Below are 25,570 nucleotides of genomic sequence, written 5' to 3'. Positions count from 1 at the left end.
GCGGTCAGCATGTAGAGCGTAGGCAATGTATGAGCGATCCTCGAGACTCGCACGGACGGATCGCCGCGAACTACGATCGCCGATAGTTATGATCGCAGCCTTGCATGAGGTACTCGGAGCCGATCAGTGCGCCATGCCGTATGCCCGCAAATTGGCTACGCAGCCATCGCGGAAGCTGCGTGATCAGGCGCAGCAGTTGGCACGAATATCTCCAACAGAGCGTGCGCACAAAGCGGCCGATGTCTTCGAGAATTCGGTTGAGCCCGGTACGCCATCGCGTCGACAACACGGCCTTAGTGTTCCATCGGGCGTTGTCGCGTACGGAGCGTGGCGCTCGCGATTCGGGTTGCCTTCTGTGCGAGGCTGATTGATTTCTCGTCGACTGCCCGTTCAAAAAATGCTGCGGCACACAGGGAAGCCAGTGTGCCGATCAATGTTGCGCCGAAAAACGCCACCAGGTAACTGAGAGGCTGAAGCCATGCAAATACCGCACATCCGAGCGTGAGCAAAATTGCGAAGTGGACCAGGTACAGACCGAATGAGACCTTGCCGAGCCACTGCGGCACTCTACCTGAAAGCAAATTGCGAGCTGCAGGCCACAAGAACACTCCGGAAAAAATGAGAATTGCGCTTATCTCGCATTGAAGCTGGAATGGGTCGAGCGCATGCATGATTGGCAGACGCCGGACGAGTTCGTGCACCGCTTGTGCGGCGCTGGTCGTCGGCATGCATGCCGCTACAACTCCCGCAAACAACACCATCGGTCCAACGATTGAGCGAGCAAGAGAGGTTGTTTGATAGCTCGACCGGTTGAGGAGATAGCACGCAAAGCCGAACAAGAACAGCATCAGGAAGCTGGTGCCAGACAAGACGAAAAGCGCAGCCAATGCGACCCACGTCCACAACGCCGACAAATTCCGGATGAGAATCGTGACCGCGAGGAGGGCCATGGATCCCCAGAACTCCAGATGCAGCGTCCATAGCGGCGGGTTGACTGCACCGACCATTGGAGTCAGGAATGCTGATGACGTGAATGCGGGAAAGGTGGCGAATACCGAGGCCTGACCATATCCAACAATCATCGAATTGACCAGGGCGTCCTTCACCACCATGTGGGAGTCTGGCTGGGCACTCCATTGTTGACGCAGCCACGATGACATTGATATGTCCGCTGTCTGCTGCTCAAGCGATCTGAATGCAATCATCAGAGCGGCCGCTATCAACACCGATGCCAGGACTGGAAGATATAGCCGGATACACCGCTTGACCGCCAGCGCGACCACAGGCGCCCGAGAATTGAGGAACGAGTTCGCGAGCACGAAACCGCTCATGATGAAGAATACGTACACGGCCACGTATCCTTGGATGAGGAAAAATGCAGGCGAGTTAGTCGCCAGCGTCTCCCATTTGTAATGTTCCGGGACACCGGCGCGAGCAAATGTCGGCAAGAATGCCGCGCAGTAGTGCAGAAAGACCACCTGCAGAGCAGCGATACCGCGGAGACCGTCTAGAAATTCGAATTTTGTCGCCTGAAGTTGTGTCGTCATTTTGAAAAGTCTCAATGTCCGGAAATTCTACACGGCAAGAGAATGTGATTTGCAGCGCTTTCCGTTCATGAGAGCAGCGGACACCGGCCCGCTCAGGTTGTCCCCGACGTCGCGATCCACGAGTGCGATCCGATGTTCGATCACAAGGTGCGCCGCATCGAGCCGTTGCTGCTTCGGCGCCTGATCGATGAACTATGATCACGGCAGCGTCGTCGGCCGGGCGGAATCACGGACCGGCTCGACGCGATCGAGGGCTGACGGCCTGTTCGAGCCTAGTAGAACGCCCGCACGCGGGCCAATCATCGCCGCAAAAGGATCGAAGCGTCTCGCCCATCACCCGCCGCAATACCGCACGAGCAAATCCGCCTCCGTTTCATGCACCTCCACCGGCACGCTCGTCGCCCCTGCGTACGCCAGATAGCGCGCGCGATGCTGGCCATTGCGGAACGACGCGACACCGACTTTCGACAGCCCCGCAATGCCGAGCAGCGTCCGCGTTTTCGTTTCGCGAAACGTGATGAACGGCATGTCCGGAATCCGGGCCTCGGCCGGGTCGAGGAACTCGCGAATCCCGGCAGCCTTGCCGGGCGCCCAGTACTGAACCGACGGCAGCACATAGTCGGTCGTGTCGCGGTCGGCGCAGGCGAGCAGTTTCGCCAGGTCGACCGTCACGACGCGATGCCGCGAGTCGTCGGATGCGAATACCCGCTTGAGATGCGTATAGGCATAGGCGGCATGTCCGGGAAGCTGGACGATCCAGACATCGACGCCGTCGTGTTGCGCCCGAGCGAGTGTCATTGTTTCTTTGGGGATAGCAAGCATTTTTTTGTGGCCGGAGTGTCCCAGCGCGGTCACGGCCGCGGAGCAGGCAGATATCTAGGATAAGCGCGCCGAAATCATGCGGGAATAAGCGCGATGTGAACCTGTCACGAACCCGCTATCGAACGCGTACGGCCATGCCTTTTCGGTCGAGATCGACAGCCTGCGAGAATATCGCGATACCGCCGAGCGGAATGACGTTCGGTCCGTAATTCACACAAGATTCACGCAGTACGTGAAGCCGGACAGGCGCGGCGAATCATAAGAACCGAAAGGCAGCGTGGCCGGAGAAAATCGTCGCGCCGGAACTCGAGATCTCCCGGCGCGATCGGCGCTGCCGCCAACCACGATGTACCGCGATGCCCGTCGAAAGCGGTCGATACGAAGTGACGGTCGATCGCCTCGCTACTCGCTGGTGTCGCGCGCTCGACCTGATGCGATGCATGCGGCGCGAGCACCGAACCTACCGGCCTTCCGGTTGAAAGGGTGAGTTGCCGCACAGACGAGCGCACGGGCCGCGATCAGAATCTCACCGGTTGACCGTTCTACCCCGGCCCGGTCAACCGTTTCCCCGCTCGCTCGCGCAGGAGCGGGGCTTTTTGACCGCCCGACGCATGCAGCGCGCGTCGGCGGAGCCGGACAGGCGTTCGACCGGCCGCGCTCCGTGCCGTGCGCCTGAGGCGCATGAATCACGTTCCTCGTGCCTGAGCGATCGCTCGGGCCCATCACCGGTTACGGCCGGCGATGTCTGGGTCCCGGCGGTGCACCGTCGCGCTGCCGGGATGCTTTTTGTCCCGAAGCCGTCACGGTCGGAACGCGCGCAGCGCGCGTGTTGGCCGGGTCAGCCTGCCTGCTCGACGCTGGTTTCCCAGCCGTCGTATTCGCCGCCGAGCGAGCGCACTTCACGATTGATCTCGAGCGTATGGCGCGTGATGTCGGCGAGTGTCGTCGTGCCTTCGTGCGCGAACCGCACGGCCGATTTGCCGTCCTCGGTCGGTGCGACCGATTCGACGAGATAGCCTTTCGATTCGGCCCAGTCGGCGAACTGGTGCGCGTCGCTTGGTTCCGGGAAGTAGGCCCAGTGCATCACGCGCCGGCTCACGTCGCTCACGTCGCCTTTCTGCCGCAGCGCTTCCAGCACGCTCATGTCGCGCATCAGTTGCCAGTCGTCGTCGGTCGGGTAGAGCGTGCGCCAGTACGTTTCCTTGTCCGGATCGTCCTGGTACGCGTACTGGAGCGTGTAGGTCGTCTGGTCGGCCAGCGAGTCGACGATCTCGGTCGCGGCCGCTTCGTCGAACGGCACGTAGAACAGGAAATCCTGGTTGCCGTCGACCGTGATGCGGCCGACCTGTACACCGTCTTTCGCGGTCACGGCAGCGTCCAGCAGGTCCTCGACCTGCGTGAGGCCGGCGAACTCGTCCGCGCTCGGCAGGCCGTCAGGCGTCGGATGCGCGAGCGTGACCCGCACGCTGAGCAGCGAGGTGCGCGGATCGCTTTCGGCGATTTCCGCAAAGGCGTGATTGAAGCTGATGAAGGCCTGATGGTCGCCCATTCTGGCAGGGAAGGTTCCCCAGGCGTCGGTCATGTGTTTCTCCCGTGCACGATTGTCTGTTGACGGTTGCAAAGCGTCCCAATGTATCATCGAAAACCACGCTGGCCGAAGCCGCGCGCGGATGGTCGCGCGTCGGGCCGGCCCGGTGGCGGTCGAATTCGCGGGTCGTCTCGCCATCCGCCGCTTCCATCGTCAGGCGTTCGCCCGACCGCAACCATTTCGAAGGAGATTCCGATGTCGATGTTCGCGGTGAATGGTGTCCGAATCGATCTGCTCAGTGCGCGTGTGACACACGTGCGCTGGGCGGCCGTCAATCCGGCGGACCGCTCGTGGGCGGCAACGCCGAGCGAGGCGTCGGTGGCGGATGTCGCGCGTGCGCTTGCGGCCGGCAACGACGTTCGCGCCGTGTTCGACGAAGTGGACGGAACGGCGGTGGGGCCGCGGCTGAAGCGCGTGCGGTATCGCGACGCGTCCGAAGGCATCGAGCTCGACATCGACGCGACGAACGAGTCGCGTACGTTGCGTGATCTTCCGCAGATCTGAGCGGCGCTCGGTGCGTACCCCGCGAGTCGCCCCCAGATCGGTCCCCACACTCGTCCTGCTGCCATGCACGAAGCCATGCGCCCATCCACCGTCGCCCCATTGGCAGCCGCGCTCTGTCTGATGCTCGCGGCCTGTCAGACCGAACCCGCTCCGACGCCCATACCACCGTCGCCCGAGCTCGCATCGACTGCGGTTCCCGCATCGTCGCCGGCGACCCCGATTCACGGGCTCGGGGCCGCACCGCACCTCGCAGCGCAGAGTCACTGGACGGTCCATCACTGCACGTCCGACGGAGCGGTCAAGGTTTGCAATTGACGCGAGCGGTCGAAGCGATGTCGTGCGTGACCTGGCTGGCGCGTCGCGAACCAACAAAAAAAATATTGATACACGTGTCGATTTCCGTCGAGTCCGTCCGTCGTAGCGTCGGAGGCGTGCGCATCGTGCGTGCGTCCCGTTTCCGACATGACAACCGACTGAAGGAGCGACACCCATGGCCACGACCGTCAAACCGATCCCGGAAGGGATGCGCACGCTGACGCCGTACCTGATCTGCGCAGGCGCCGCAGCCGCGATCGATTTCTACAAGCGTGCGTTCGGCGCGACCGAACGATTCCGGCTGCCGATGCCGGACGGCCGTCTCGCGCACGCGTGCCTCGCCATCGGCGATTCGACGCTGATGCTCGCGGATGAAATGCCGGAGCACGGCGCACTCGGGCCGAAGACGCTGAAAGGCACGCCGGTCTGCCTGCACCTGTTCGTGCCGGATACCGATGCGGTGATCGCGCAGGCCGTCGCGGCCGGCGCGAAGGTCACGACGCCGGCCGCCGACATGTTCTGGGGCGATCGCTACGGGCAGGTGGAAGATCCGTTCGGCCATCGCTGGTCGATCGCGACCCATCAGCGCGACCTGACGCCGGAGCAGATTGCGGAAGCGATGGCGAGCGCACCGCCGTGCGGAAGCTGAGAGGGCCCGGTGAATCGCACTGAACGCGGTTGAGCGCGGTTGAATGAGCAGGAGGCCGCGGTTGCGCGTATCGGTGTGCGGGCCGTCCGGGCTCGGTTCGGCGCGCTCAGGCGCCGGCGGCCTTGCCGCGCCGCTTGTCCTCGTACATGCGGCGATCGGCCGGGTCGAGCAGGTCGGCCACCGTGCGATGCCGCGCGGGATCGTACGCGACGTGGCCGACACTGAACCGGATTGCATAGCCGCATGCCTCGGTCGCGTTGCGCAGTGCGCGCCCCTGCGCGACGCGCTCGATCGGTTCGCCGACGTCGGCCGGATCGGTGGCGCTCGGCAGCACGTCGAACTCGTCGCCGCCGAGTCGGGCGATGACGTCGCTGTCGCGCAGTGCGCTGGTCAGCGTGTCCGCGAAGGTCTTGAGCGCGCGGTCGCCTTCGGCATGGCCGACGCGTCGAGAACGGAATGGCTCTTGAACCACCGGCGATTCTCGTCGACGCGGCTGACGAGTGCGATTGGATGCGGGTCTTTGTGCGGCCTGAGTGCCTGCGCGACGTACGAGTTGATGCGCGGTGCCTCAAGCTGTCCGCTGGGATGCCGTAAATAGAGCGAGATCAACCGTTCATCCAACGCACCATGGTTCGAATTCTGTACGCCGGATATCTGGCATTCGCGCTCTATCTGCTTTATCCGATGGTCCAGAACACGCTGAATTTCAGCACCGACTGCGTACTCGGCGCGCTGCCCGGCGGCGCGCGCGATCTGCCGAAGCCTTCCGCAAGCGATGCGCATGCGCAGGGGAACCACTGTGTCGCGACCGCGCAGGTTGCGGAGCGATCACCCGACATCCACTGAATCAACGGGGGCCACGGACCGTGGCGCCGTCAAACCCGCGCTACCGCCATTCGGCCAGGTTGATTCGCGCGTCGTGCGCACCGATCATTGACGACATCGCGAAGCAACGCACGCAATGACGCAAGCTGGCCGCGTCGCTCTTGAGCACAGATCGCGACGGGTGCGTGTGACGCGTCAGTACGACGAGCGGTACGGCGCGCCCTGGTCGAAGCGGCTTTGCCAGTGCGCGAGGTAGCGCGACGCGAGCTGCGGGTTGTTCCACACCACGACGACGTTTTCCGAATTGCGGCTGGCTGCCGAAGCGCTGTAGTTGAACGAGCCCGTCTCGACATGTTCGGCGTCGATCACGAGGTACTTGTCGTGGTGGATCGCATAGGCGTCGATCGTGCGCGTCGGAATGCCCGCGTTGACGAGCAGGTTCAGTGCCTGCTTGCTGCTCTTTGCGCGATTGCCCTTGTCGTCGACGACGACCGCGACATTCACGCCGCGTCGCTTCGCAGCGAGCAGCGCGCGCGTGACCGGCGGCGACGTGAACGAGTAGGCGGCCACGCGAATCGACGTGCGCGCGGCGCCGATCGCCTTCAGCACCAGCGCCTCGGCGCCGCCGTCGGGCGAGAACGCCGATTCGACGGCCTGCGTGGCGGGCGCTTCGTGGGTGGGAGTCGGCAGCAGTTGCGCAATGAAATCGATCGCCTGCTGCAACAGCGATTCGTTGTGCGTCTTGCCGAAAGCGGCGAACGGCGTGGCGAGCAGGGAAGCGGCGAGACAGGCGGCGGCGAGGCGTTTGCGCGACAACATCTTGGACAGCGAATGATTTCGAGACAGCGGGCCGTGAGTGTAACGCACACACGGCGGCGCGGTCACGCCCGGATGCGAATAGCGCGCTTGATGTGGCAGCGTGAAGCGGTCGATGACGTGACGTTCGTCGTGCTGCGCGGTATCTGCGACGGTTCGACGATCGTGCCGATTGACGGAGGTCGATGAAGAGGATGGGTGCGAGGATGGCCGCGCGACGAACTGCGCGGATGCGGCGGATGCGATCGCGCAGGTTCAAGGTCCGGCGCGTGTGCGATCGATGCGGTTGAACTTGCAGAAAGGGCCCCAAAAACGAACGCTGCCCACCCGCTGAAAACGCACGGGGCACACGCACGAGTGATGCCCGCGATCTGAAGCGATGCGTTACGCCAGCGGCGCGCTTTCTGCGTCAGGCATCACGCATCGAGCGGCCCGGTCGTCTCTTGCACGATCCACCCAGGCCCGGGTTCCGGCTGCACGTCGTGCGCATCGAGCGGCTCGCCGCACGCCGAACACACCGCGACCGCATGCATCAGCTGGCCACAGGTGCGATGACGCAATTGCACCGGCGGCCCCTGGCCGTCGTCCTTCCAGCGGTCGCCCCACGTCATCAGCGCGAGCAGGGCCGGGTAGAGGTCGAGGCCTTTCGCCGTCAACCGGTATTCGAAGCGCGGCGGACGCTCCTGATACGCGCGCTTGACCAGCACGCCTTCGTCGACAAGGCGCGCGAGCCGCTCGGCCAGCACGTGACGCGTGAGGCCCAACTGCGTCTGGAACGCGTCGAAGCGGCGGCAGCCGAGAAAGGCGTTGCGCAGGATCAGCATGGTCCAGCGATCGCCGAGCACGGCGAGCGTGCGCGCGACCGAACAGTTCAGCGTGCCGATGTCATCCCATTTCATGATCGAGTCTCGTGCGGCGGTCCGGGCGAAGAAGCGGGTTCGATTATAGAACTTACCTTCGGTCGCAACGGGCGTCACCTGCGTTGACAGGCCCGATGCCGTTGTCAATAATGAGTTCCGATTTGGAACTTACTCGCGCGGCGACGCGCTTTCAATCAGGAGACACCCGATGAATCCGCTTTCCCTGTCCGGTCTCGAACTGCTGCGCGCGGCGGCGGCGGGCGACGTGCCGCTGGCGTCGATCTCGGAAACGATCCCGATGCGGCCGCTCGGTGTCGAGCGCGGTTACGTGAAAATGTCCGCGCGCGCGGACGGCCGGCACTTGAACCCGCTCGGCGGCGTGCACGGCGGGTTCGCCGCGACGGTGCTCGACTCGGTCACCGGCTGCGCCGTGCACGCGATGCTGGAGGCGGGCGTCGGTTACGGCACGGTCGACCTGCACGTGAAGATGCTGCGCCCGGTGCCGCGCGACGTCGATCTGATCGCCGAAGGGCGCGTGATCCACCTGTCGCGTTCGCTCGGCGTCGCGGAAGGCACGCTGAAGACGCCGGACGACAAGATCGTCGCGCACGCGTCGGCGACCTGCTTCATTCAGCGGCCGCAATAACGGCGCGAATGGCGCCATCGCGCCGCCTTGAGCGGCCGACTTCCTCTGCACGCCGCGTACGCGGCGGCGCGTCGCAACCGGATACCTCGCAATCCGCGTCTGCGCGCGATGCGTACCCGGCGAAGGCCGGCTGTAAGCGTATGCATCGGCAGACTGAAGCACGCGCTTCGATGTGATAGCGTTCCTGCTTTCCACTGACGCGACAGGAGCAGCATGGAATACCGCACACTCGGCGATTCGGGCATCGAGGTGAGCCTGATCGGTCTCGGCACGATGACGTGGGGCGAGCAGAATTCGGAGCGCGACGCGCACGAGCAGATTGATTACGCGCTCGGGCAGGGCGTCACGCTGATCGACGCCGCGGAGATGTATCCGGTGCCGCCGAAGCCCGATACCCAGGGCCGCACGGAACAGTACATCGGGACCTGGCTCGCGCAGCATCGTGCGCAGCGCGACCGCATCGTGCTCGCGACGAAGATCGCGGGGCCGGCGCGACAGCCGCACAATCCGCGTCACATTCGCGGCGAAGGCAACCAGTTCGACCGCAAGAACCTGACCGAGGCGCTCGACGGGAGCCTCAAGCGCCTGCAGACCGACTATGTCGACCTGTACCAGCTGCACTGGCCCGATCGCAGCACGACGACGTTCGGCCGCGCCGCGTATCCGTGGGTCGACGATGCGTACACGGTGCCGATCGAGGAAACGCTGGGCGTGCTCGCGGAATTCGTGAAGGCCGGCAAGGTTCGCGCAATCGGCGTGTCGAACGAAACGCCGTGGGGCGTCGCGCAGTTCCTGCGTGCGGCCGAGAAACTCGGGCTGCCGCGCATTGCGAGCATCCAGAATCCGTACAGCCTGCTGAACCGCACGTTCGAGAACGGCCTGTCCGAGTTCACGCATCGCGACGGCATCGGCCTGCTCGCCTATTCACCGCTGGCGTTCGGCTGGCTGTCGGGCAAATACGAGAACGGCGCACGGCCGGCGGGCGCACGCATCACGCTGTTCGAGCGCTTCCAGCGCTACAGCAAGCCGCAGGCCGTCGAAGCGACGTCGCGTTACGTCGCGCTCGCGAAACGTCACGGGCTGTCGCCCGCGCAGTTTGCGCTGGCCTTCGTCAACAGCCGGCCGTTCGTGCGCAGCAATCTGGTCGGCGCGACGTCGCTCGCGCAACTGAAGGAGAACATCGGCAGCATCGACGTGAAGCTGTCCGACGAGATCCTGGCCGAGATCGACGCGCTGCACGAACAGCAGCCGAACCCGGCGCCGTAACGGGCGAGCGGCCCGCGCGGCACGCATGCCGCGACGGGCCGCATCCGACGGCGCTGCGTTGCGCCGTCGTGCTCCCGATTGCATCGATTACCGCATCCCGAGCCGCGTGCGCGCAACCAGCAGCGCAACGAGACTCAGCACCGCGCATCCCATCAGGTACAGCGCCGGCGACAGCCGGTTGCCGGTCGTGCTGATCAGCCACGTGATCATGAACGGCGCGAAGCCGCCGAACAGCGTGACGCCCGTGTTGTAGCTGACCGCAAGACCGGTCGCGCGGGTCTGCGACGGGAACAGCTCGGCCATCAGTGCCGGCAGCGCGCCGCAGTACGTCGCCTTCAGCAACCCGATCCAGATCAGCGCGGCGAGCATCGTCGCGAACGATGCGTGACGCGTGAGCCATGCGAACGTCGGCCAGACGGTGGCGAGCATCAGCACGGCAGCGGCGGCCATCACGCGAATCCGCCCGGTGCGATCGGACAGGTGGCCGACGAGCGGCGTGACGAGCGTCAGCACGAAGCCGGTCGCGAGCGTCGCCGCGAAGCCCGTCGATGCCGGCAGCCCGAGCTGCTTGATCGCATAAGTCGGCATGTACAGCACCATGTAGTTGATCGCGGTCGAGATCACGAGCACGCCGATCGACAGCAGCACGCGCAGCTTCTGGTCCGCGAACAGCTCGCGCACGGGCGCTTCGGAGCGTGCCTGCGTCTGGAACTCGACGCCTTCGTCGACGTAGCGGCGGATGTAGAGCCCGACCGGGCCAATCGCGAGGCCGAACAGGAACGGTACGCGCCAGCCCCAGCTTTCGAGTTGCGCGGTGCTCAGCGTCGACGTCAGCAACGCACCGAAGCCCGATGCGAGCAGCGTCGCGAGACCCTGGCTCGCGAACTGCCAGCTCGACATGAAGCGCGCCGCTGCGGCGCGTGTTCGACGAGGAACGCGGTCGAGCTCGCGAATTCGCCGCCGGCGGAAAAGCCCTGCATCAGCCGCGACAGCATGATCCCGAGCGGCGCGAGGATACCGATCGACGCATAGGTCGGCATCAGCGCGATCAGCAGCGTGCCGACCATCATCATCCCGATCGACAGCAACAGCGACGCCTTGCGGCCCGCGCGGTCGGCATACGCGCCCAGCACGAAGCCGCCGATCGGCCGGATCAGGTACGACAGCCCGAACGTGCCGAGCGTGAGCAGCAGCGACGTCGCTTCGCTCGTCGCGGGAAAGAACAGCTTGGCGATCGTCACCGCGAAAAAGCCGTAGACGATCAGGTCGAACCATTCGAGCGCGTTGCCGATCGATGCGGCGAAGATGATGCGCCGGATCGTCGCGGCGCTGGGGCGCACGGCGTCCTGCGAGGTCAGGGTGGTGGTGGTGTTCATCGTGTGAGCGGTCCCGAGAAAGGGCGAAGCGCGTTACAGGGCGGCGCCGGCCGCGGCGGGGGCCGCGCGGCGTTCGGACGGCGCGGCGTCGCCGAGATCCCAGAAGAGGCCGGCCATCATCTGCAGCCCCTCGCGCACGACGCTGCCGAGCAGGTGCTCGTCGGGCGCGTGCTGCGAACATGCCGGATACGAGTGCGGCACCCACAGCGTCGGCAGCCCGAGCGTGTCGGCGAACACCTCGTTCGGCAGCGTGCCGCCGAGGTTCGGCAGGATCGCGGGCTTCTTGCCGGTCGTGCGCGCGAGCGACGCGACGGCCCAGCTCACCCACGGATCGTCCGGCGGCAGGCGCGTGGCCGGGGCGCCGCGCTCGACGTCGATCTCGATGTCCGCGAAGCCATGGGCATCGAGATGTGCGCGCAGGTGCGCATGCAGTGCTTCCCAGTCGGTGCCGACCACGAAGCGCAACTGGCAGTGCGCATACGCGACGGGCGGAATCGCATTGACCGGATGTTCGGGATTGCCGGCCTTGAACGCGAGGATCTCGAACGTGTTCCAGCCGAACACGCGCTCGGCGGCGGACAGGCCGGGCTCGCCCCAGTCGGTGTCGAGCGCCGGGTCGCCGGGGCCGCCGCCCACCGTCAGGTCGGCCAGCGCGGCGCGTACGGCGGCCGGGATCGGCGGCGGGCGCAGCCCCGCGACGCGGATCGCGCCGCGCGCGTCGACGAGGCTCGCGAGCGCGTTCGCGAGCACGGTCGCCGGGTTGCGCAGCAGCCCGCCCCAGTTGCCGGAGTGATGGCCGCCGTCGCGGGCGCGCAGGCTCAGCTTGAAGTTGACGGCGCCGCGCGAGCCGAGGAACACGGTCGGGCGTTCGGCCGTGACGCGCGGCCCGTCGGACGCGATCAGCACGTCGGCGGCAAGTGCGTCGCGCTCCTGGCGGCACAGCGCGTCGAGGCCCGGCGAGCCGGTTTCCTCGCCCATCTCGATCAGCAGTTTCGCGTTGAAGCCGAGCCGGCCGCCGCGCGCCTCGAGCACGCTCGCCAGCGCGGCCAGGTTGATCGTGTGCTGGCCCTTGTTGTCGGCGCTGCCGCGGCCGTACCAGCGGTCGCCTTCGACGGTCAGCGTCCACGGCGACAGCGGCGCGCGCCATTGCGCGTCGTAGCCGCGCACGACGTCGCCGTGGCCGTAGATGAGTACGGTCGGCAGTGCGTCGTCCTCGTGGCGCGACGCGATCAGGAACGGACCGCCGCCGTCGACGGGGTTCTCGACGATCCGCGACGTGAAGCCGAGGCGCGCGGCCTCCGGCGCGATCTCGTCGGTCAGGTACGCGCGCAGCGCGGCGCCTGCGCGGTTGTCCTGGCTTTCGGTGCGCAGGCCGACGCGGCGGCTCAGGGTCGTGTAGAACGCGCCCGATTCGAACTGGTTCAGCGCGTGCTGGATGGCGGCGGTACGGCTCAAGACGTGTCTCCTATATCGGGTTTCCGGCGGGCGCGGTGCGCACGACCAGGGAGTGCGATCGATTCTAGAAAGCCGTTTTTTTTGCCACAATGATCGAATTTCGAACCTTTCATTGCCGAAAAGGCAAAGCTGAGCGGCCCGGGCGACGGGCGCGGAGACACCACGATGGCGGCTTTCCTGCATGGTCTTGCGCTGCGGTACTTTGTCGAAGTGGCGCGCACCGGGTCGCTCAGCGACGCATCGGCGCGGTTGCACGTGGCCGTGTCGGCGATCAGCCGGCAGATCGCGAAGCTCGAAAGCGAGCTCGGCGCGCCGCTGTTCGAGCGCCGGCCTCGCGGAATGGCACTGTCGGAAGCCGGCGAGCGGCTGCTTGGCTTCGCGCAGCGCAGCCTGCTGGAGGCCGAGCATGTGATGAAGGAAATCGGCGGCCTCGAGGCGCTGCACGGCAGCCTGCTCAAGATTGCCTGCTCGGAGGGGTTCGCGATCGATTTCCTGCCGGGCGCGCTTGCGAGCTTCAAGGCACGCCATCCGGGCGTCGATTTCTCGGTGTGGGTCGTGTCGCCGGCGGACGCAACGCGGCGCGTGCGCGACGGCGATGCCGACATCGGGCTCACGTTCAGCCTCGCGCCGGAGCAGGGCGTGCGCGTCGAGCATACCGAACGGGCGCCGATCTATGCGCTCGTGCGGCGCGATCATCCACTCGCGGCGTGCGATTCGGTGTCGCTCGCCGACATCGCGCGACACCCGCACGTGCTGCCCGAGGCCGGCACGACGGTGCGCCAGCTGATCGACATCGCGTGCGTGCTCGACGGGCTCATGCTCGAGCCGGAGCTGACCAGCAACAATACCGCGGTGATGTATCGCTACGTGCAGCGGACCGGTGCGGTGATGTTCACGGGGCTGCTGTCGGTGCGCGACCGTTTCGACGCGGACGGCTTCGCCGTCGTGCCCATCACGAACCCGCAGCTGCGCGAACGCAGCATCCAGGTGCAGACCATGGCCGGGCGCGATCTGCCCGCGTCGGTGCGCGCGTTTCGCGACCATCTGGTCGACGTGATGAGCGCCGCGTCGCCCCCGCCGATGGCCGCGCGCGGTCCGAGACGCCCGGGCGTGAGATAATCGCTAATCCGCCTTCCGTGCCCGTGCGGCTCGCCGAGCCGCATCGCCCCTGTTCGACGCCAAATTGAAGAACCTGATTGTCACCCTCGATCGCGCCGGCGAGTTCGACGAGATCATCGACGTGCGTACGCCGCTCGAGTTCGCCGAGGACCATATCCCCGGCGCGCTGAACGCGCCCGTGCTCAGCAACGAAGAGCGCGTGATCGTCGGCACGATGTACCGTCAGGTGTCGCCGTACGAAGCGACGCGCGTCGGCGCGGCGATGGTCGCCCGCAATATCGCACGCCATCTCGACACCACGTTTGCCGATCGTCCGCGCAACTGGCGGCCGCTGATCTATTGCTGGCGCGGCGGCAAGCGCTCCGGGTCGATGACGAACTGGTTCAACCTGATCGGCTGGCAGGCGCGCCAGCTCGACGGCGGCTACAAGGCGTACCGCCAGTCGGTGTGTGCGACGCTCGACACGCTGCCGACGCGGTTCCGCTACATCGCGCTCGTCGGTCATACGGGCTGCGGCAAGACACGGCTGCTGAATGCGCTGCGCGACGTGGGTGCGCAGACGCTCGATCTCGAGGCGCTCGCCCGTCATCGCGGCTCGCTGCTCGGCGCGCTGCCGGGCCAGCCGCAACCGTCGCAGAAGGGCTTCGATTCGGGGCTGGTCGAGACACTAGGCCGTTTCGACCCCGAATGGCCGGTGTTCGTCGAATCGGAAAGCCGCAGAATCGGCCTCGTGCACCTGCCGATCGCGCTGATCGAGGCGTTTCACGCCGGGCCGTGGGTGCAGGTCGAAGCGGCGCACGACGAGCGTATCGCGTTCCTCCTGGAGGACTACGCGCACCTGTTCGACGCACCGGACGCGTTCAAGGCGCAACTCCACCGGCTGATCGGCCTGCATAGCCGAGACCAGGTGGCGCACTGGAACGCGCTGATCGATGCCGACGCGCGGGCCGACCTGTTCACCGAACTGATCGACAAGCATTACGATCCCGCCTATGCGCGCACCTACCGCGCCACGTACAACAAGCTGAACCGCGCGCTGACGTTCACGTTCCAGCCGAATGCGGCGGACGTGCGCGAGCAGGCGCGCACGCTGCTGGCCCGGCTCGCGCAAGCGGGGCTCCCCGCGTCGGCCGCGCTGGCGGCAGGCGCGCAATCCGCAACCGATAACAACCAGGCGACCCCCACACGATGACGACCACTCGCACCCAACCCAGTCCGGCGCTCGGCTGGATGACCTTCCTGCTGATCGCGGTCGCGGGACTGTTCTACGTGAAATGGTTCCCGTACTACAACAAGGCATTCGTCGCCGCGGAGCATCATTCGATCGGCAAGTCGATCCTGATGGGCACGTCGGCGGCCGCGCCGGAGCCGTCGCTGAAGGCGGCGCTCGACTATGCATGGGCGTACGGCAAGGCGATCTGGCAGGCGATGGTGCTCGGGCTGCTGCTCGGTTCGGCCGTGCAGGCGCTGCTGCCCGCGCACTGGGTCGCACGCGTGCTCGGCCGCACCGGCTTCGGCAGCGTCGCCGCGGGCGGCCTGCTGTCGCTGCCGGGCATGATGTGCACGTGCTGCGCGGCGCCGGTCGTCGCGGGGCTGCGTGCGCGGCACGCATCGCCGGGCGGCGCGGTCGCGTTCTGGCTCGGCAACACGGTGCTGAATCCGGCCGCGCTGGTGTTCATGGGCTTCGTGCTCGGCTGGCAGTGGAGCGCGCTGCGGCTCGTGCTCGGCATCGCGATGGTGTTCGGGATCGGCTATCTGCTGAACCGTATCGCGCGTCCCGAAGACCGCAGCATCGACGACGCGCAACTCGCCGCGCTCGCAGCCGAACAGGCCGCGGCAGGCAATCCGTTCGTCCGCTGGATCAAGCTGCTCGCGCGCATGGCCGTGCGGCTCGTGCCCGAATACATCGTGCTGGTGCTGCTGCTCGGCGCGGCGCGCGCGTGGTTGTTCCCGCATATTGGCCCGGACATCGGCAACCAGCTCGGCTGGATCGTCGCGTTCGCGGTCGCGGGCATGTTGTTCGTGATCCCGACGGCCGGCGAGGTGCCGATCATCCAGGCGATGCTGTCGCTCGGCATGGGCGTCGGCCCGGCCGCCGCGCTGCTGATGACGCTGCCGCCGATCAGCGTGCCGTCGCTCGCGATGCTCGCGCGTTCGTTCAAGCCCTACATGCTGGCGATCGTCGCGGGCCTCGTCGTCGTGTTCGGGATCGTGAGCGGGCTGCTCGCGATCGCGTTCGGATTCTGACGGCCGCGCGCACGCAACGGTCAGCGGGCGCGGCGGTCGGAAGGATCCGGTTCGCTGCCCGCTCGGCCAGCCGGGCGCGACCTGCGCGGCTGCCGGCGCCCGAACCGGCCTGAGGGCCGCCGCGCCGCGCGCGCGGACCGGGCGCGCAGCGCGACCGTCGTATTCATCCGGCGCCGCCGCTTCATGCGCGCGGTGCCCTTTACAAGAAGCAAACAGGAAAACGCATGACCCAACCGAAGATTCATCCTCGACTCGAAAAGGCGCTGACGCGCGGCGATCTCGCGATCCGCCAGGCCAATTCCGCGCGGGCAACTGCCGTGCTGAATGCGCTCGGCACGATGATCATCGAAGCTTCCGCCACGATCGGCGTCGAGGCCAGCATCGACATTCCGCAGGGCGACCGTATTTACGATCCGGTGAACGGCCTGTGGCCGCAGAAGCTGCTGGTGTCGTTCGACGGCCCGGTCGACGAAGCCGACGCGGAAGAGCTGCGCGCGGTGTATCTGATCGCCGACGATCCGGGTACGCAGTTCCGCGTCGAATGGCATCGCGCGGACGGCAAGCTTGGTCGCCAGGAAGGCGGTCCGCTCGCGACCGTCGCGTTCCTGACCGACGTCGAAATCCCGTGGAGCGACGACGACGAGTAACGTCGTCGCGCTTTCGTCCGATCGAGCCGGCGCGTTGCGCGCCGGCCGTCAGCGCATCATCCGCCGGCGGAACAGCCACGCGCAGACCACGAAGCCGCCGACCGCATAGCCGGCGAGCACCGCGAGATGCAGGCCGACGTCGGTCGCCGGGCGGTCGAGCATCGCGGGCCGGATCAGTTCGACCGCGTTCGCGAGCGGCAGCAAGTGGGCCGCGTGCTGCGCGATCGGCGGCAACTGCGCGATCGGGAAGAACACGCCCGACAGCAGCAGCATCGGCGTCAGCACGAGCGTCTGATAGAACATGAAGAAATCGTACGACGGCGCGAGTGCCGTGACGATCATCGCGGTGCTGGCGAACGCGAGGCCGGCGAGCGCGATCACCGGCAGTGCGACGAGCATCGACGGAAACCGCGCATAGCCGAGCAGTCCCGCGACCAGCATGATCGCGACGCCCGACAACAGCGCCTTGCTTGCCCCCCACACAATCTCGCCGAGCACGATGTCGCCCAGTGCGAGCGGCGTGTGCATGATCGCTTCCCACGTACGTTGCACGTGCATTCGCGAGAAGCCCGAATACATCGACTCGAAGCTCGCGGACATCATCACGCTCGAACCGACCGTGCCGGCCGCAAGGAACGCGATATACGACACGCCGTCGACGTGCCCGAGCATCAGGCCGAGGCCGAACCCCAGCCCGAACAGGTAGATCATCGGATCGGCGAGGTTGCCGAACAGCGACGCGAGCGCGAGCTTGCGCCATACGAGGTAGTTGCGCCGCCACACCGCGATCCAGTTGGTCGCATTCGCGGGCAGCGCGATCGCGAAGCGCGACTCGCGCGGCACTGCGGACGGTGCGGCGGCGGAATAGTTGCGTACGTCCATGATCGATCAGTCCTGCATTTCGCGGCCCGTGAGCCGCAGGAACACGTCTTCCAGATTGGCCGGCCGATGCAGATAGCGCAACCCCGTGCGACCCTTGAGCCGTGCGCTGAGCGGTTCGGGGTCGGTCACGTAGCAGAACAGCGTCTCGCCGCTGATCTCGGTGTGCTTCGCGAACGGCGCCAGCTCGTCGCGCAGCGCGGTCGGGTCCGGTCCGTAAATTTCGATCACGTCGCAGCCGATTTCGGATTCAATCAGCGCGTGCGGCGCGCCTTCGGCGATCTTGCGGCCTTCCTCGATCACGCACAACCGGTCGCACAGGCGCTCGGCCTCTTCCATGAAGTGCGTGGTGATCAGGATGGTCTTGCCGCGCGCGAGCAGCGAGCGCAAGCGTTCCCACATCAGGTGTCGCGCCTGCGGGTCGAGGCCCGTCGTCGGCTCGTCGAGCACCAGCACGTCCGGGTCGTTGACGAGCGCACGTGCGAGCGTCAGGCGCCGCTTCATCCCGCCCGACAACTCGCCGACTTTCGCGTCGGCCTTGTTTTCCAGTTTCGCGAATTCGAGCAGCGGTTGCACGAGCGCGCGTGCGGCCTGCGCGGACATCCCGAAATAGCGGCTGAACACCAGCAGGTTTTCGCGGACGGTGAAGTCGGGATCGAGGTTGTCGAACTGCGGGACGACGCCGACGCGCTGCCGAGCATGGCGTGCGCGCGACGGAACCGGTTCGCCGCACAGTGAAATGGCGCCGGCATCGGGATACGCAAGGCCGAGCAGCATCTTCAGCGTCGTAGTCTTGCCGGCGCCGTTCGGCCCGAGCAGGCCGTAGCATTCGCCGGCCTGCACGTGGAAGGACAGGTCGTTGACGACGAGCTTGTCGCCATAGCGCTTTTCGACGTTCCGGAAATCGATCGGTGCAACAGGCATGGGCGGGTTGTCGTTATAAGCGGGGCACGGGGGCGTCTTGCAGCTGCGCTGCCGGCCCGGTCGGCATGCCGCTTGCGAACGGATCGGGCGAACGCGTGTCACATGGGCATGACCGAGGCGATCGCGCGTCGACGGCATGAACGGGCCATTCTAGTGCATCGGCTGCGTCTGTTCAGGGCAGGCCCGCGCCGCACGGTGCATGGGCACACGGATGGTGCGTCGCATCATCGTCGACGGCCCCGCGTGGCGAATCAGCGTTTTCCATCCCTTGCGTCCGCAATTGCGGCGCACCATGATGAGTGCATCCGGCACGTAGTCGCCGTAGTCGCGATAGGGAGGTTTCATGGCTAGCTACAACAAGATTCTGCTGTGCTACGACGGCACGCTCGAAGGACGCAAGGCATTGCGGTGCGGCGCCAATCTCGCGATGGACCTGAAGGCGGAAACGCATTTGCTGTCGGTCGTCGACATGCGCTCGAGCATCGCGCAAAGCGCGGGGCTGCTGACCGACGTCGCGTGCGGCCGCTTCGAGGAAACCGCGCGCGAAATCCTGCAGGAAGGCGTGAACTGGCTGCGCGAGCGCGGCGTTCAGGCGGAAGGCCACTTCGCGTTCGGCTATCCGATTGACGAAATCGCGAATCTCGCGACGGAAATCAACGCCGACCTCGTCGTCGTTGGCCACCGGTGCCGCAGCGGGTTGTCGCGATGGTGGATGGGATCCGGCAACACGCAACTGCTCGATCGCGTGAACTGCAGCATCCTGGTGGCATGTTCGTCGGCGGAAGAGCAAAAAGCCGAGATCGCGCGCGAACGCGAAGCGGCCAACGCGCACGGCAAGTAACGCGGCATGTGATGCCATGAGCGTGAGAGCGCGCGAGTCGCATTGCGATTCGCGCCGGTCTCACGGTGCCGCTTCAGCGGCATCACCGCGGAGCGCGGCCGTTCAGGCATGCAGATCGATCGCGGACAGCTTCCACGAGAACAGGCCGAAGCGATGGAAGACCGCTGCATAGCGCGTGCCGTCGGCGCTGCGCTGGTAGGTCACGACGAATTCATCGAAATTCCGGTAGCCGGCGCTGGTTTGCTGCGGATGACCGGCATCGCTCGGGCTGGCCGGTGCGGGTGCGGATGTGGGTGCCGGCGCGGCCGACGCGTTGGCGTTGCTGCCAGGCGCGGGGGTGCTTGCCGGATTGCCCGGCGGTGCGACCGGTGCATTGCCAGGCGCACCGCCTGACGGCGGCCCCGACCAATCAGGCGGACGCTCGCCCGGATTGCCGCGAGGCGGGATGCCGCTCATCAGCGCTGCGACACCTTCCGGTGTCGCATACGCATCGACCAGCGGGCCGATCAATGCAGAGCCGATCAGCGCGCCGATCACCGCGAACGGATTGTCCTTCTTGACCGCATCGATCCGGCGCATCAACTCTTCCGTGACCTGCTGCTTCAGGCTGATGCGCAGCGACGGAAAATCGACATACTCACTGACCGCTTGCGCATCGCGCGCATCGATCGCTGATTTCAGGCGACCGAGCGCGACGTATGGCGACGCGTATGCATAGCCGATCGCCGCCAGGACGGCGACGGCCAGCACGACGATCAGCAGGTGCTTGGGCCGCCACGCGCGGCCCGAAGATCCAGTCACGATGCCTCCGGTGCGGACAGGTTCCGCAATCAGAGACCACCGTGCGCGGCCGATCGTTCCTCGTCGATGCAGCGATCGATCATCCGGCACACGGCATCGATCGTCCCGACCATGATCAGGCGCGACCGACCGTGATAGACGCGCACCGGCGCGCGGCGCGCCGGTTCCGCGTGATTCAGGCCGGCGTTCAGCGAGACCCGCGCGAATGCGGGCAGCGCCGACGGCAGCAGCGACGCCTGCCGTTCAACTGCGACTTCTTGGCTCACCACAGGCGCCGCGGGCAGCGGCGCGCAGGGCGTGCGGCCGCGCAGGTGACGCAGGCGACCGAATTGACGGAAAGGCAGCAAACGGGAAAGGCGTTCCATGGTGTTCTCCTCAGCGAGACCGATTGTCAGAGTTCGCCCGAGCGGATCAGCCCGACGGCGATGCCTTCCAGCGCGAATTCCGCGCTGCCGGCCTTGACGAAGATGTTTTCGTAATCCGGGTTCTCCGCGATCAGCTCGAGGCCGCCAGGCCGGCGCATCAGGCGCTTGACCGTGACGTCGTCGCCAAGCCGCGCAACGATGATCTGGCCGTCCTTCGCTTCGGTGCGCTTCTGCACGGCGAGGAGGTCGCCGTCGAGAATGCCGGCGTCGCGCATCGACAGGCCGCGCACCTTAAGCAGATAGTCGGGCTTGCTCGTGAACAGCGCGGGATCGCACGCGTAGTGCTGCGAGATGTGCTCCTGCGCGAGGATCGGGCTGCCGGCTGCCACCCGGCCGACGAGCGGCAGCGACAGTTGCATCAGGCCGGCGTGCGGCAGCGTGAACTGGTGCGGGGCGTCTTCGATGCCGAGCAGGCGGATGCCGCGCGACGCGCCGGCGGCCAGCTCGATCACGCCCTTGCGCGCCAGCGCACGGAGGTGCTCCTCGGCGGCATTCGGCGAGCTGAAACCGAGCTCGGCCGCGATCTCGGCGCGCGTGGGCGGGAAACCGGAGCGCTCGATCGCGCGGCGAATCAAGTCGAACACTTGCTGCTGACGGGCGGTGAGTTTGGTCATGGCTGAACTGTATGGATAGACAGTGAGCTGTATTTTTATACAGTACTTCGCGAATTTCAAGTGTTACTTGAGGTTCGACGCGATCGCGCCCGTTCCGAGGTGATTTCGTGACGCCCCGGCGCCGGTTTGTCTGCCGCAACCGTCCGTCCCGTCTGCGTTAGCACTTTTGGGTATTAAAAAATAAGGAACGATTATTTTTAATCATGTAACCCGTTCGATAGACTGGCCCGACATCGCAGTACCGACAACACTGGAGAACCAAGGATGGCGAAGCGCAATACGGGGCTGGTGGGCGGAGTGGGCCGCCTGATCGCAACACTCGCGCTGGGCGCGGCGGCGGCGCTGGGCGTCGCAACGCATGCCCAGGCCGATACGACGTTCCTGAACGTGTCGTACGACCCGACGCGCGAGCTGTATCAGGACTTCAACCAGGCGTTCGGCAAGGAGTGGAAGGCGAAGACGGGCGAGACGGTCAACTTCAAGCAGTCGCATGGCGGCTCGGGCGCCCAGGCGCGCTCGGTGCTCGACGGGCTGCAGGCCGACGTCGTCACGCTGGCGCTCGCTTACGACATCGACGCGCTCGCGAACAAGGGTCTCGTCAACAAGGACTGGCAAAAGCGCCTGCCCGACAACGCATCGCCGTACACGTCGACGATCGTGTTCCTGGTGCGCAAGGGCAATCCGAAGGGGATCAAGGACTGGGACGACCTGACCAAGCCGGGCGTCTCGATCGTCACGCCGAACCCGAAGACCTCGGGCGGTGCACGCTGGAACTACCTGGCCGCGTGGGCGTACGCGGTTCACAAGCCGAGCGGCAACGAGCAGAGCGCGAAGGAATTCGTGACGAAGCTCTACAAGAACGCCGGCGTACTCGATTCGGGCGCGCGCGGCGCGACGACGAGCTTCGTGCAGCGCGGGATCGGCGACGTGCTGATCGCGTGGGAGAACGAGGCGTTCCTGTCGATCAAGGAATTCGGCCCCGACAAGTTCGAGATCGTCGTGCCGTCGGTGAGCATCCTGGCCGAGCCGCCCGTCGCGGTGGTCGACAAGGTGGTCGACAAGAAGGGCACGCGCAAGCTGGCCGAGGCTTACCTGAACTTCCTGTACAGCCCGCAGGGCCAGGAGATCGCGGCGCGCAACTACTACCGTCCGCGTTCGAAGAACGTGCCGGCGGAGCTGACGAAGCAGTTCCCGAAGCTGAAGCTGTACACGGTCGACGACACGTTCGGCGGCTGGACGAATGCGCAGAAGACGCATTTCGCAGACGGCGGCGTGTTCGATTCGATCTACAAGCCGCAGTAACGCACGCAGTCACACCATAACGACAGCGGCGCGCCACGACAGCGCGCCGCATCCCCGACGGGCCGCCGGCGCGAGAATTCTCGGCGCCGGCGTTTGCGTCGGACCCGTGAGCAGCATCGACCCAGCAAGAGCATCCGATGACGACGTACACCTTTCGCAAGCCGAGCGCGCTGCCCGGTTTCGGCGTGACGCTCGGCATCACGGTGGCCTATTTGAGCCTCGTGGTGCTGATCCCGCTCGCCGCCACGTTCCTGAAGACCGCGACGCTGTCGTGGGACCAGTTCGTCACCGCCGTCACGTCGCCGCGCGTGCTCGCGTCGTACCGGCTGACGTTCGCGTCCGCCCTGGGCGGCGCCGTCATCAACGCCGTGTTCGGCTTTCTCGTCGCGTGGGTGCTGGTGCGCTACACGTTCCCGTTCAAGCGCCTCGTCGACGCGATCGTCGACCTGCCGTTCGCGCTGCCGACGTCGGTCGCCGGCATCTCGCTCGCGGCCGTCTATGCGACCAACGGCTGGATCGGCCAGTATCTTGCGCCGTTCGGCATCAAGATCGCGTTCACGCCGATCGGCGTGCTGGTCGCGCTGACCTTCATCGGGCTGCCGTTCGTCGTGCGCACCGTGCAGCCGGTGCTCGAGGATTTCGAGCGCGAGCAGGAAGAGGCCGCCGCGTGCCTCGGCGCGTCGCGCTGGCTGACGTTCCGCCGCGTGGTGCTGCCGTCCGTGCTGCCGGCGCTGCTCACCGGCTTCGCGCTGTCGTTCGCGCGCGCGCTCGGCGAATACGGGTCGGTGATCTTCATCGCCGGCAACGTGCCGATGAAGTCCGAGATCACGTCGCTGCTGATCATCACGAAACTCGAACAGTACGACTACGCAGGCGCGACCGCGCTGGCGGTCGTGATGCTGGTCGTGTCGTTCCTGATGCTGCTGCTGATCAACACGCTGCAATGGTATCTGCAGCGCAGGACGAGCAAGGGCGCGAGCGGGCCCGCGCCTGCGGCCGTCACCGTTGCCGCGAGCACCGCAGGAGCCCAGCAATGAGCCAGGAGTCCACCGTCGTGCTGAACAACCCGTCCGCCGCGCGCACGCGCGCCGCGAAGCAGCTCGACCCCGTCAGCGAGCCGCGCGCCGTGCGCTGGCTGCTGATCGGCGTCGCGCTGGTGTTCCTCGCGTTCTTCCTCGTCGTGCCGCTCGCCGCGGTGTTCTTCGAGGCGCTGCGCAAGGGTGTCGGCTTCTATCTCGAATCGCTCGCCGATCCCGACGCGTGGTCGGCGATCAAGCTGACGCTGACCGTCGCCGTGATCGCGGTGCCGCTGAATCTCGTGTTCGGCGTGTGCGCGTCGTGGGCGATCGCGAAGTTCGAATTCCGCGGCAAGGCGTTGCTGACCACGCTGATCGACCTGCCGTTCTCGGTGTCGCCGGTGATCTCGGGCCTCGTGTACGTGCTGCTGTTCGGCGCGCAGGGCTGGTTCGGCCCGTGGCTGCAGGCCCACGACGTGCAGATCATCTTCGCGGTGCCGGGCATCGTGCTCGCGACGATCTTCGTCACGTTCCCGTTCGTCGCGCGCGAGCTGATCCCGCTGATGCAGGCGCAGGGCACCGACGAGGAAGAGGCCGCGCGCGTGCTCGGCGCGTCGGGCTGGCAGATCTTCCGGCGCGTGACGCTGCCGAACGTGAAGTGGGGCCTGCTGTACGGCGTGATCCTGTGCAACGCGCGCGCGATGGGCGAGTTCGGCGCGGTGTCGGTCGTGTCCGGCCACATCCGCGGCGTGACCGACACGATGCCGCTGCACGTCGAGATTCTGTACAACGAATACAACTTCGCGGCGGCCTTCGCGGTGGCGTCGGTGCTGGCGCTGCTCGCGCTCGTCACGCTCGCGCTGAAGCTGCTCGCCGAGCGTCATCTTGCCGCCGAACTGGCCGGCGCACGCGATGACGTTCCCGCTCATGCCGGCCCCGTCGCCGCCAATTCGTCGAAATCGTAAAGAGGCAACCAGAATGGGTATCACCGTCCGTCATCTTCAGAAGCGCTTCGGCGATTTCACCGCGCTCGACAACGTGTCGCTCGACTTCCCGGCGGGCGAGCTCGTCGCGCTGCTGGGGCCGTCCGGCTGCGGCAAGACCACGCTGCTGCGCGTGATCGCGGGCCTCGAGCACGCGGACGCCGGCCAGGTCGTGCTGCAGGGGCTCGACGTCGCGTCGGTCGGCGCGCGCGAGCGCCAGGTCGGCTTCGTGTTCCAGCATTACGCGCTGTTCCGCCACATGACCGTGTTCGAGAACGTCGCGTTCGGGCTGCGCGTGAAGCCGCGCCGCGAGCGGCCGTCGGAAGCCGTGATCCGCGAAAAGGTGCATGAGCTGCTGAAGCTCGTGCAGCTCGACTGGCTCGCGCAGCGCTATCCGTCCGAGCTGTCGGGCGGCCAGCGCCAGCGGATCGCGCTGGCCCGCGCGCTGGCGGTCGAACCGAAGGTGCTGCTGCTCGACGAGCCGTTCGGCGCGCTCGACGCGAAGGTGCGCAAGGAGCTGCGCGGCTGGCTGCGCCGCCTGCACGACGATCTGCACATCTCGACGATCTTCGTCACGCACGACCAGGAGGAGGCGCTGGAAGTGGCCGACCGCATCGTCGTGCTGAACCGCGGTCACGTGGAGCAGGTCGGCAGCCCGCAGGACGTCTACGATCATCCGCAAAGCGCGTTCGTGTACGAGTTCCTCGGCGCGGCGAACCGGCTGCCGGGCACGGTCGCCGGGCGCGGCTTCGTCGCCCAGGGCGCGGCTGCGCCGATCGAGGTCGATGCCGATTTCGCCGGCCCCGCGAACGCGTACGTGCGGCCGCACGACTTGCAGCTGTGGCCGGCCGGCGAAGGTCATCGCGACGGCATCGCGGTCGACGTGCGCCGCGTGATCCCGCTCGGCGGTTCGGTGCGGGTCGAGCTCGAGGCGCGCACGGGTGGCGCGCTCGAAGCGGAACTCGATCGCGACGCGTGGCGCGCGCTCGCGTTGCAGGTGGGCGATGGCGCGACGGCGGTGCCGCGCGCAGTGCGCGTCTTTCCCGCACACTGACACCGGAACCGGGCCAAAGAGAAGAGGGCGGACATCGCCCCGAATCGAC

Annotated in this window: 28 protein-coding genes and 1 pseudogene; 15 read left to right on the top strand and 14 right to left on the bottom strand. The window is 66.4% G+C overall.

Annotated features, from left to right (window positions below; all coding sequences use genetic code 11):
* Positions 1–293: 293 nt before the first annotated feature.
* From C7H84_RS31055 to C7H84_RS31045, 3 genes are all read right to left on the bottom strand, one after another.
* Positions 294–1,547, bottom strand: a complete 1,254-nt coding sequence (locus C7H84_RS31055; RefSeq protein ID WP_121862379.1) for an acyltransferase — start codon at positions 1,545–1,547, stop codon at positions 294–296.
* A 333-nt stretch (positions 1,548–1,880) separates the two neighbouring features.
* Entirely contained in the window at positions 1,881–2,345 is a 465-nt protein-coding gene (locus tag C7H84_RS31050; RefSeq protein WP_121862378.1) for a hypothetical protein, read from the bottom strand.
* A gap of 862 nt (positions 2,346–3,207) precedes the next feature.
* A complete protein-coding gene (locus tag C7H84_RS31045) occupies positions 3,208–3,951 on the bottom strand; it encodes a DUF695 domain-containing protein (protein WP_121862377.1) in 744 nt (247 codons plus the stop codon).
* 201 nt (positions 3,952–4,152) lie between these two features.
* Here C7H84_RS31045 and C7H84_RS31040 point away from each other — a divergent pair, with 201 nt between their 5' ends.
* The 3 genes from C7H84_RS31040 to C7H84_RS31030 all read left to right on the top strand — a co-directional run bounded on the left by C7H84_RS31040 (position 4,153) and on the right by C7H84_RS31030 (position 5,425).
* Entirely contained in the window at positions 4,153–4,461 is a 309-nt protein-coding gene (locus C7H84_RS31040; RefSeq protein ID WP_121862376.1) for a phosphatidylserine/phosphatidylglycerophosphate/cardiolipin synthase, read from the top strand.
* A gap of 75 nt (positions 4,462–4,536) precedes the next feature.
* Complete coding sequence (locus tag C7H84_RS37690; RefSeq protein ID WP_346428405.1) at positions 4,537–4,776, top strand: hypothetical protein; 240 nt, start codon at positions 4,537–4,539, stop codon at positions 4,774–4,776.
* 175 nt (positions 4,777–4,951) lie between these two features.
* Positions 4,952–5,425 carry a VOC family protein gene (locus tag C7H84_RS31030; RefSeq protein ID WP_121862374.1) on the top strand — a complete coding sequence of 158 codons (474 nt, stop codon included), beginning with the start codon at positions 4,952–4,954 and terminating at the stop codon, positions 5,423–5,425.
* Between the two features lie 106 nt (positions 5,426–5,531).
* Here C7H84_RS31030 and C7H84_RS31025 read toward each other — a convergent pair whose 3' ends face one another.
* A complete protein-coding gene (locus tag C7H84_RS31025; RefSeq protein ID WP_240462142.1) occupies positions 5,532–5,897 on the bottom strand; it encodes a GGDEF domain-containing protein in 366 nt (121 codons plus the stop codon).
* A 155-nt stretch (positions 5,898–6,052) separates the two neighbouring features.
* Between C7H84_RS31025 and C7H84_RS31020 the strand changes: the two genes are divergently transcribed.
* Positions 6,053–6,271, top strand: coding sequence for a hypothetical protein (locus C7H84_RS31020; protein WP_121862373.1), 219 nt, complete (start codon positions 6,053–6,055; stop codon positions 6,269–6,271).
* A gap of 174 nt (positions 6,272–6,445) precedes the next feature.
* Here C7H84_RS31020 and C7H84_RS31015 read toward each other — a convergent pair whose 3' ends face one another.
* Together C7H84_RS31015 and C7H84_RS31010 are read right to left on the bottom strand one after the other, a co-directional pair.
* Positions 6,446–7,069 (bottom strand): phospholipase D family protein, encoded by a 624-nt coding sequence (locus C7H84_RS31015; RefSeq protein WP_346428404.1) that lies wholly within the window; start codon positions 7,067–7,069, stop codon positions 6,446–6,448.
* A gap of 413 nt (positions 7,070–7,482) precedes the next feature.
* On the bottom strand, positions 7,483–7,965 hold the full coding sequence (locus C7H84_RS31010; RefSeq protein ID WP_121862371.1) for a helix-turn-helix domain-containing protein: 483 nt from the start codon (positions 7,963–7,965) through the stop codon (positions 7,483–7,485).
* Between the two features lie 169 nt (positions 7,966–8,134).
* Between C7H84_RS31010 and C7H84_RS31005 the strand changes: the two genes are divergently transcribed.
* Together C7H84_RS31005 and C7H84_RS31000 are read left to right on the top strand one after the other, a co-directional pair.
* Complete coding sequence (locus C7H84_RS31005; protein ID WP_121862370.1) at positions 8,135–8,572, top strand: PaaI family thioesterase; 438 nt, start codon at positions 8,135–8,137, stop codon at positions 8,570–8,572.
* A 213-nt stretch (positions 8,573–8,785) separates the two neighbouring features.
* Complete coding sequence (locus tag C7H84_RS31000; RefSeq protein WP_121862369.1) at positions 8,786–9,838, top strand: NADP(H)-dependent aldo-keto reductase; 1,053 nt, start codon at positions 8,786–8,788, stop codon at positions 9,836–9,838.
* Positions 9,839–9,925: 87 nt separating this feature from the next.
* Here the strand turns inward: C7H84_RS31000 and C7H84_RS30995 are convergent.
* A pseudogene (locus tag C7H84_RS30995) lies at positions 9,926–11,214 on the bottom strand (MFS transporter).
* A gap of 33 nt (positions 11,215–11,247) precedes the next feature.
* On the bottom strand, positions 11,248–12,669 hold the full coding sequence (locus tag C7H84_RS30990) for a M20 family metallopeptidase (protein WP_121862368.1): 1,422 nt from the start codon (positions 12,667–12,669) through the stop codon (positions 11,248–11,250).
* Between the two features lie 165 nt (positions 12,670–12,834).
* Between C7H84_RS30990 and C7H84_RS30985 the strand changes: the two genes are divergently transcribed.
* The 4 genes from C7H84_RS30985 to C7H84_RS30970 all read left to right on the top strand — a co-directional run bounded on the left by C7H84_RS30985 (position 12,835) and on the right by C7H84_RS30970 (position 16,682).
* Complete coding sequence (locus tag C7H84_RS30985) at positions 12,835–13,788, top strand: LysR family transcriptional regulator (RefSeq protein ID WP_121862367.1); 954 nt, start codon at positions 12,835–12,837, stop codon at positions 13,786–13,788.
* A gap of 64 nt (positions 13,789–13,852) precedes the next feature.
* Positions 13,853–14,980: a tRNA 2-selenouridine(34) synthase MnmH gene (gene mnmH / locus C7H84_RS30980; RefSeq protein WP_121862366.1), complete on the top strand. Its 1,128-nt coding sequence runs from the start codon at positions 13,853–13,855 to the stop codon at positions 14,978–14,980.
* Positions 14,977–16,035: a permease gene (locus C7H84_RS30975; protein ID WP_121862365.1), complete on the top strand. Its 1,059-nt coding sequence runs from the start codon at positions 14,977–14,979 to the stop codon at positions 16,033–16,035. Before mnmH ends, C7H84_RS30975 begins: the two co-directional genes overlap by 4 nt.
* A 224-nt stretch (positions 16,036–16,259) precedes the next feature.
* The gene (locus C7H84_RS30970) at positions 16,260–16,682 is read left to right on the top strand and encodes a hypothetical protein (RefSeq protein ID WP_162999421.1); all 423 of its coding nucleotides are present in this window, start codon (positions 16,260–16,262) and stop codon (positions 16,680–16,682) included.
* A 48-nt stretch (positions 16,683–16,730) separates the two neighbouring features.
* On the opposite strand, the gene C7H84_RS30965 is transcribed toward C7H84_RS30970, so the two are convergent.
* From C7H84_RS30965 to C7H84_RS36660, 3 genes are all read right to left on the bottom strand, one after another.
* Positions 16,731–17,564 (bottom strand): ABC transporter permease, encoded by an 834-nt coding sequence (locus C7H84_RS30965; protein WP_121862363.1) that lies wholly within the window; start codon positions 17,562–17,564, stop codon positions 16,731–16,733.
* Positions 17,565–17,570: 6 nt separating this feature from the next.
* A complete protein-coding gene (nodI, locus tag C7H84_RS30960) occupies positions 17,571–18,485 on the bottom strand; it encodes a nodulation factor ABC transporter ATP-binding protein NodI (RefSeq protein WP_121862362.1) in 915 nt (304 codons plus the stop codon).
* Positions 18,486–18,635: 150 nt separating this feature from the next.
* Entirely contained in the window at positions 18,636–18,830 is a 195-nt protein-coding gene (locus C7H84_RS36660; protein ID WP_162999409.1) for a hypothetical protein, read from the bottom strand.
* On the opposite strand from C7H84_RS36660, the gene C7H84_RS30955 reads away from it, so the two are divergent.
* Positions 18,829–19,326: a universal stress protein gene (locus C7H84_RS30955; RefSeq protein ID WP_121862361.1), complete on the top strand. Its 498-nt coding sequence runs from the start codon at positions 18,829–18,831 to the stop codon at positions 19,324–19,326. The genes C7H84_RS36660 and C7H84_RS30955 overlap by 2 nt on opposite strands.
* A gap of 102 nt (positions 19,327–19,428) precedes the next feature.
* On the opposite strand, the gene C7H84_RS30950 is transcribed toward C7H84_RS30955, so the two are convergent.
* The 3 genes from C7H84_RS30950 to lexA are packed head-to-tail and all read right to left on the bottom strand — an operon-like array spanning position 19,429 to position 21,166.
* Positions 19,429–20,127: a DUF2939 domain-containing protein gene (locus C7H84_RS30950; protein ID WP_121862360.1), complete on the bottom strand. Its 699-nt coding sequence runs from the start codon at positions 20,125–20,127 to the stop codon at positions 19,429–19,431.
* Between the two features lie 29 nt (positions 20,128–20,156).
* Positions 20,157–20,492: a hypothetical protein gene (locus C7H84_RS30945; RefSeq protein WP_121862359.1), complete on the bottom strand. Its 336-nt coding sequence runs from the start codon at positions 20,490–20,492 to the stop codon at positions 20,157–20,159.
* Between the two features lie 26 nt (positions 20,493–20,518).
* On the bottom strand, positions 20,519–21,166 hold the full coding sequence (gene lexA, locus C7H84_RS30940) for a transcriptional repressor LexA (protein WP_006759459.1): 648 nt from the start codon (positions 21,164–21,166) through the stop codon (positions 20,519–20,521).
* A gap of 264 nt (positions 21,167–21,430) precedes the next feature.
* Between lexA and C7H84_RS30930 the strand changes: the two genes are divergently transcribed.
* The 4 genes from C7H84_RS30930 (at position 21,431) to C7H84_RS30915 (ending at position 25,521) form a co-directional block, all read left to right on the top strand.
* On the top strand, positions 21,431–22,468 hold the full coding sequence (locus C7H84_RS30930; protein WP_121862358.1) for a sulfate ABC transporter substrate-binding protein: 1,038 nt from the start codon (positions 21,431–21,433) through the stop codon (positions 22,466–22,468).
* A 137-nt stretch (positions 22,469–22,605) separates the two neighbouring features.
* The gene (cysT, locus tag C7H84_RS30925; RefSeq protein WP_121862357.1) at positions 22,606–23,505 is read left to right on the top strand and encodes a sulfate ABC transporter permease subunit CysT; all 900 of its coding nucleotides are present in this window, start codon (positions 22,606–22,608) and stop codon (positions 23,503–23,505) included.
* The gene (cysW, locus tag C7H84_RS30920; RefSeq protein WP_121862356.1) at positions 23,502–24,449 is read left to right on the top strand and encodes a sulfate ABC transporter permease subunit CysW; all 948 of its coding nucleotides are present in this window, start codon (positions 23,502–23,504) and stop codon (positions 24,447–24,449) included. The genes cysT and cysW overlap by 4 nt, the downstream gene beginning before the upstream one ends.
* A 13-nt stretch (positions 24,450–24,462) precedes the next feature.
* Positions 24,463–25,521 carry a sulfate ABC transporter ATP-binding protein gene (locus tag C7H84_RS30915; protein ID WP_121862355.1) on the top strand — a complete coding sequence of 353 codons (1,059 nt, stop codon included), beginning with the start codon at positions 24,463–24,465 and terminating at the stop codon, positions 25,519–25,521.
* Positions 25,522–25,570 lie beyond the last annotated feature (49 nt).

It is taken from the genome of Burkholderia sp. Nafp2/4-1b (genome assembly GCF_003635165.1).
Lineage (GTDB): Bacteria > Pseudomonadota > Gammaproteobacteria > Burkholderiales > Burkholderiaceae > Burkholderia.
The sequence above is the reverse complement of the archived record's forward strand: the minus strand, read 5'-3'. Positions and strand labels throughout refer to the sequence as shown.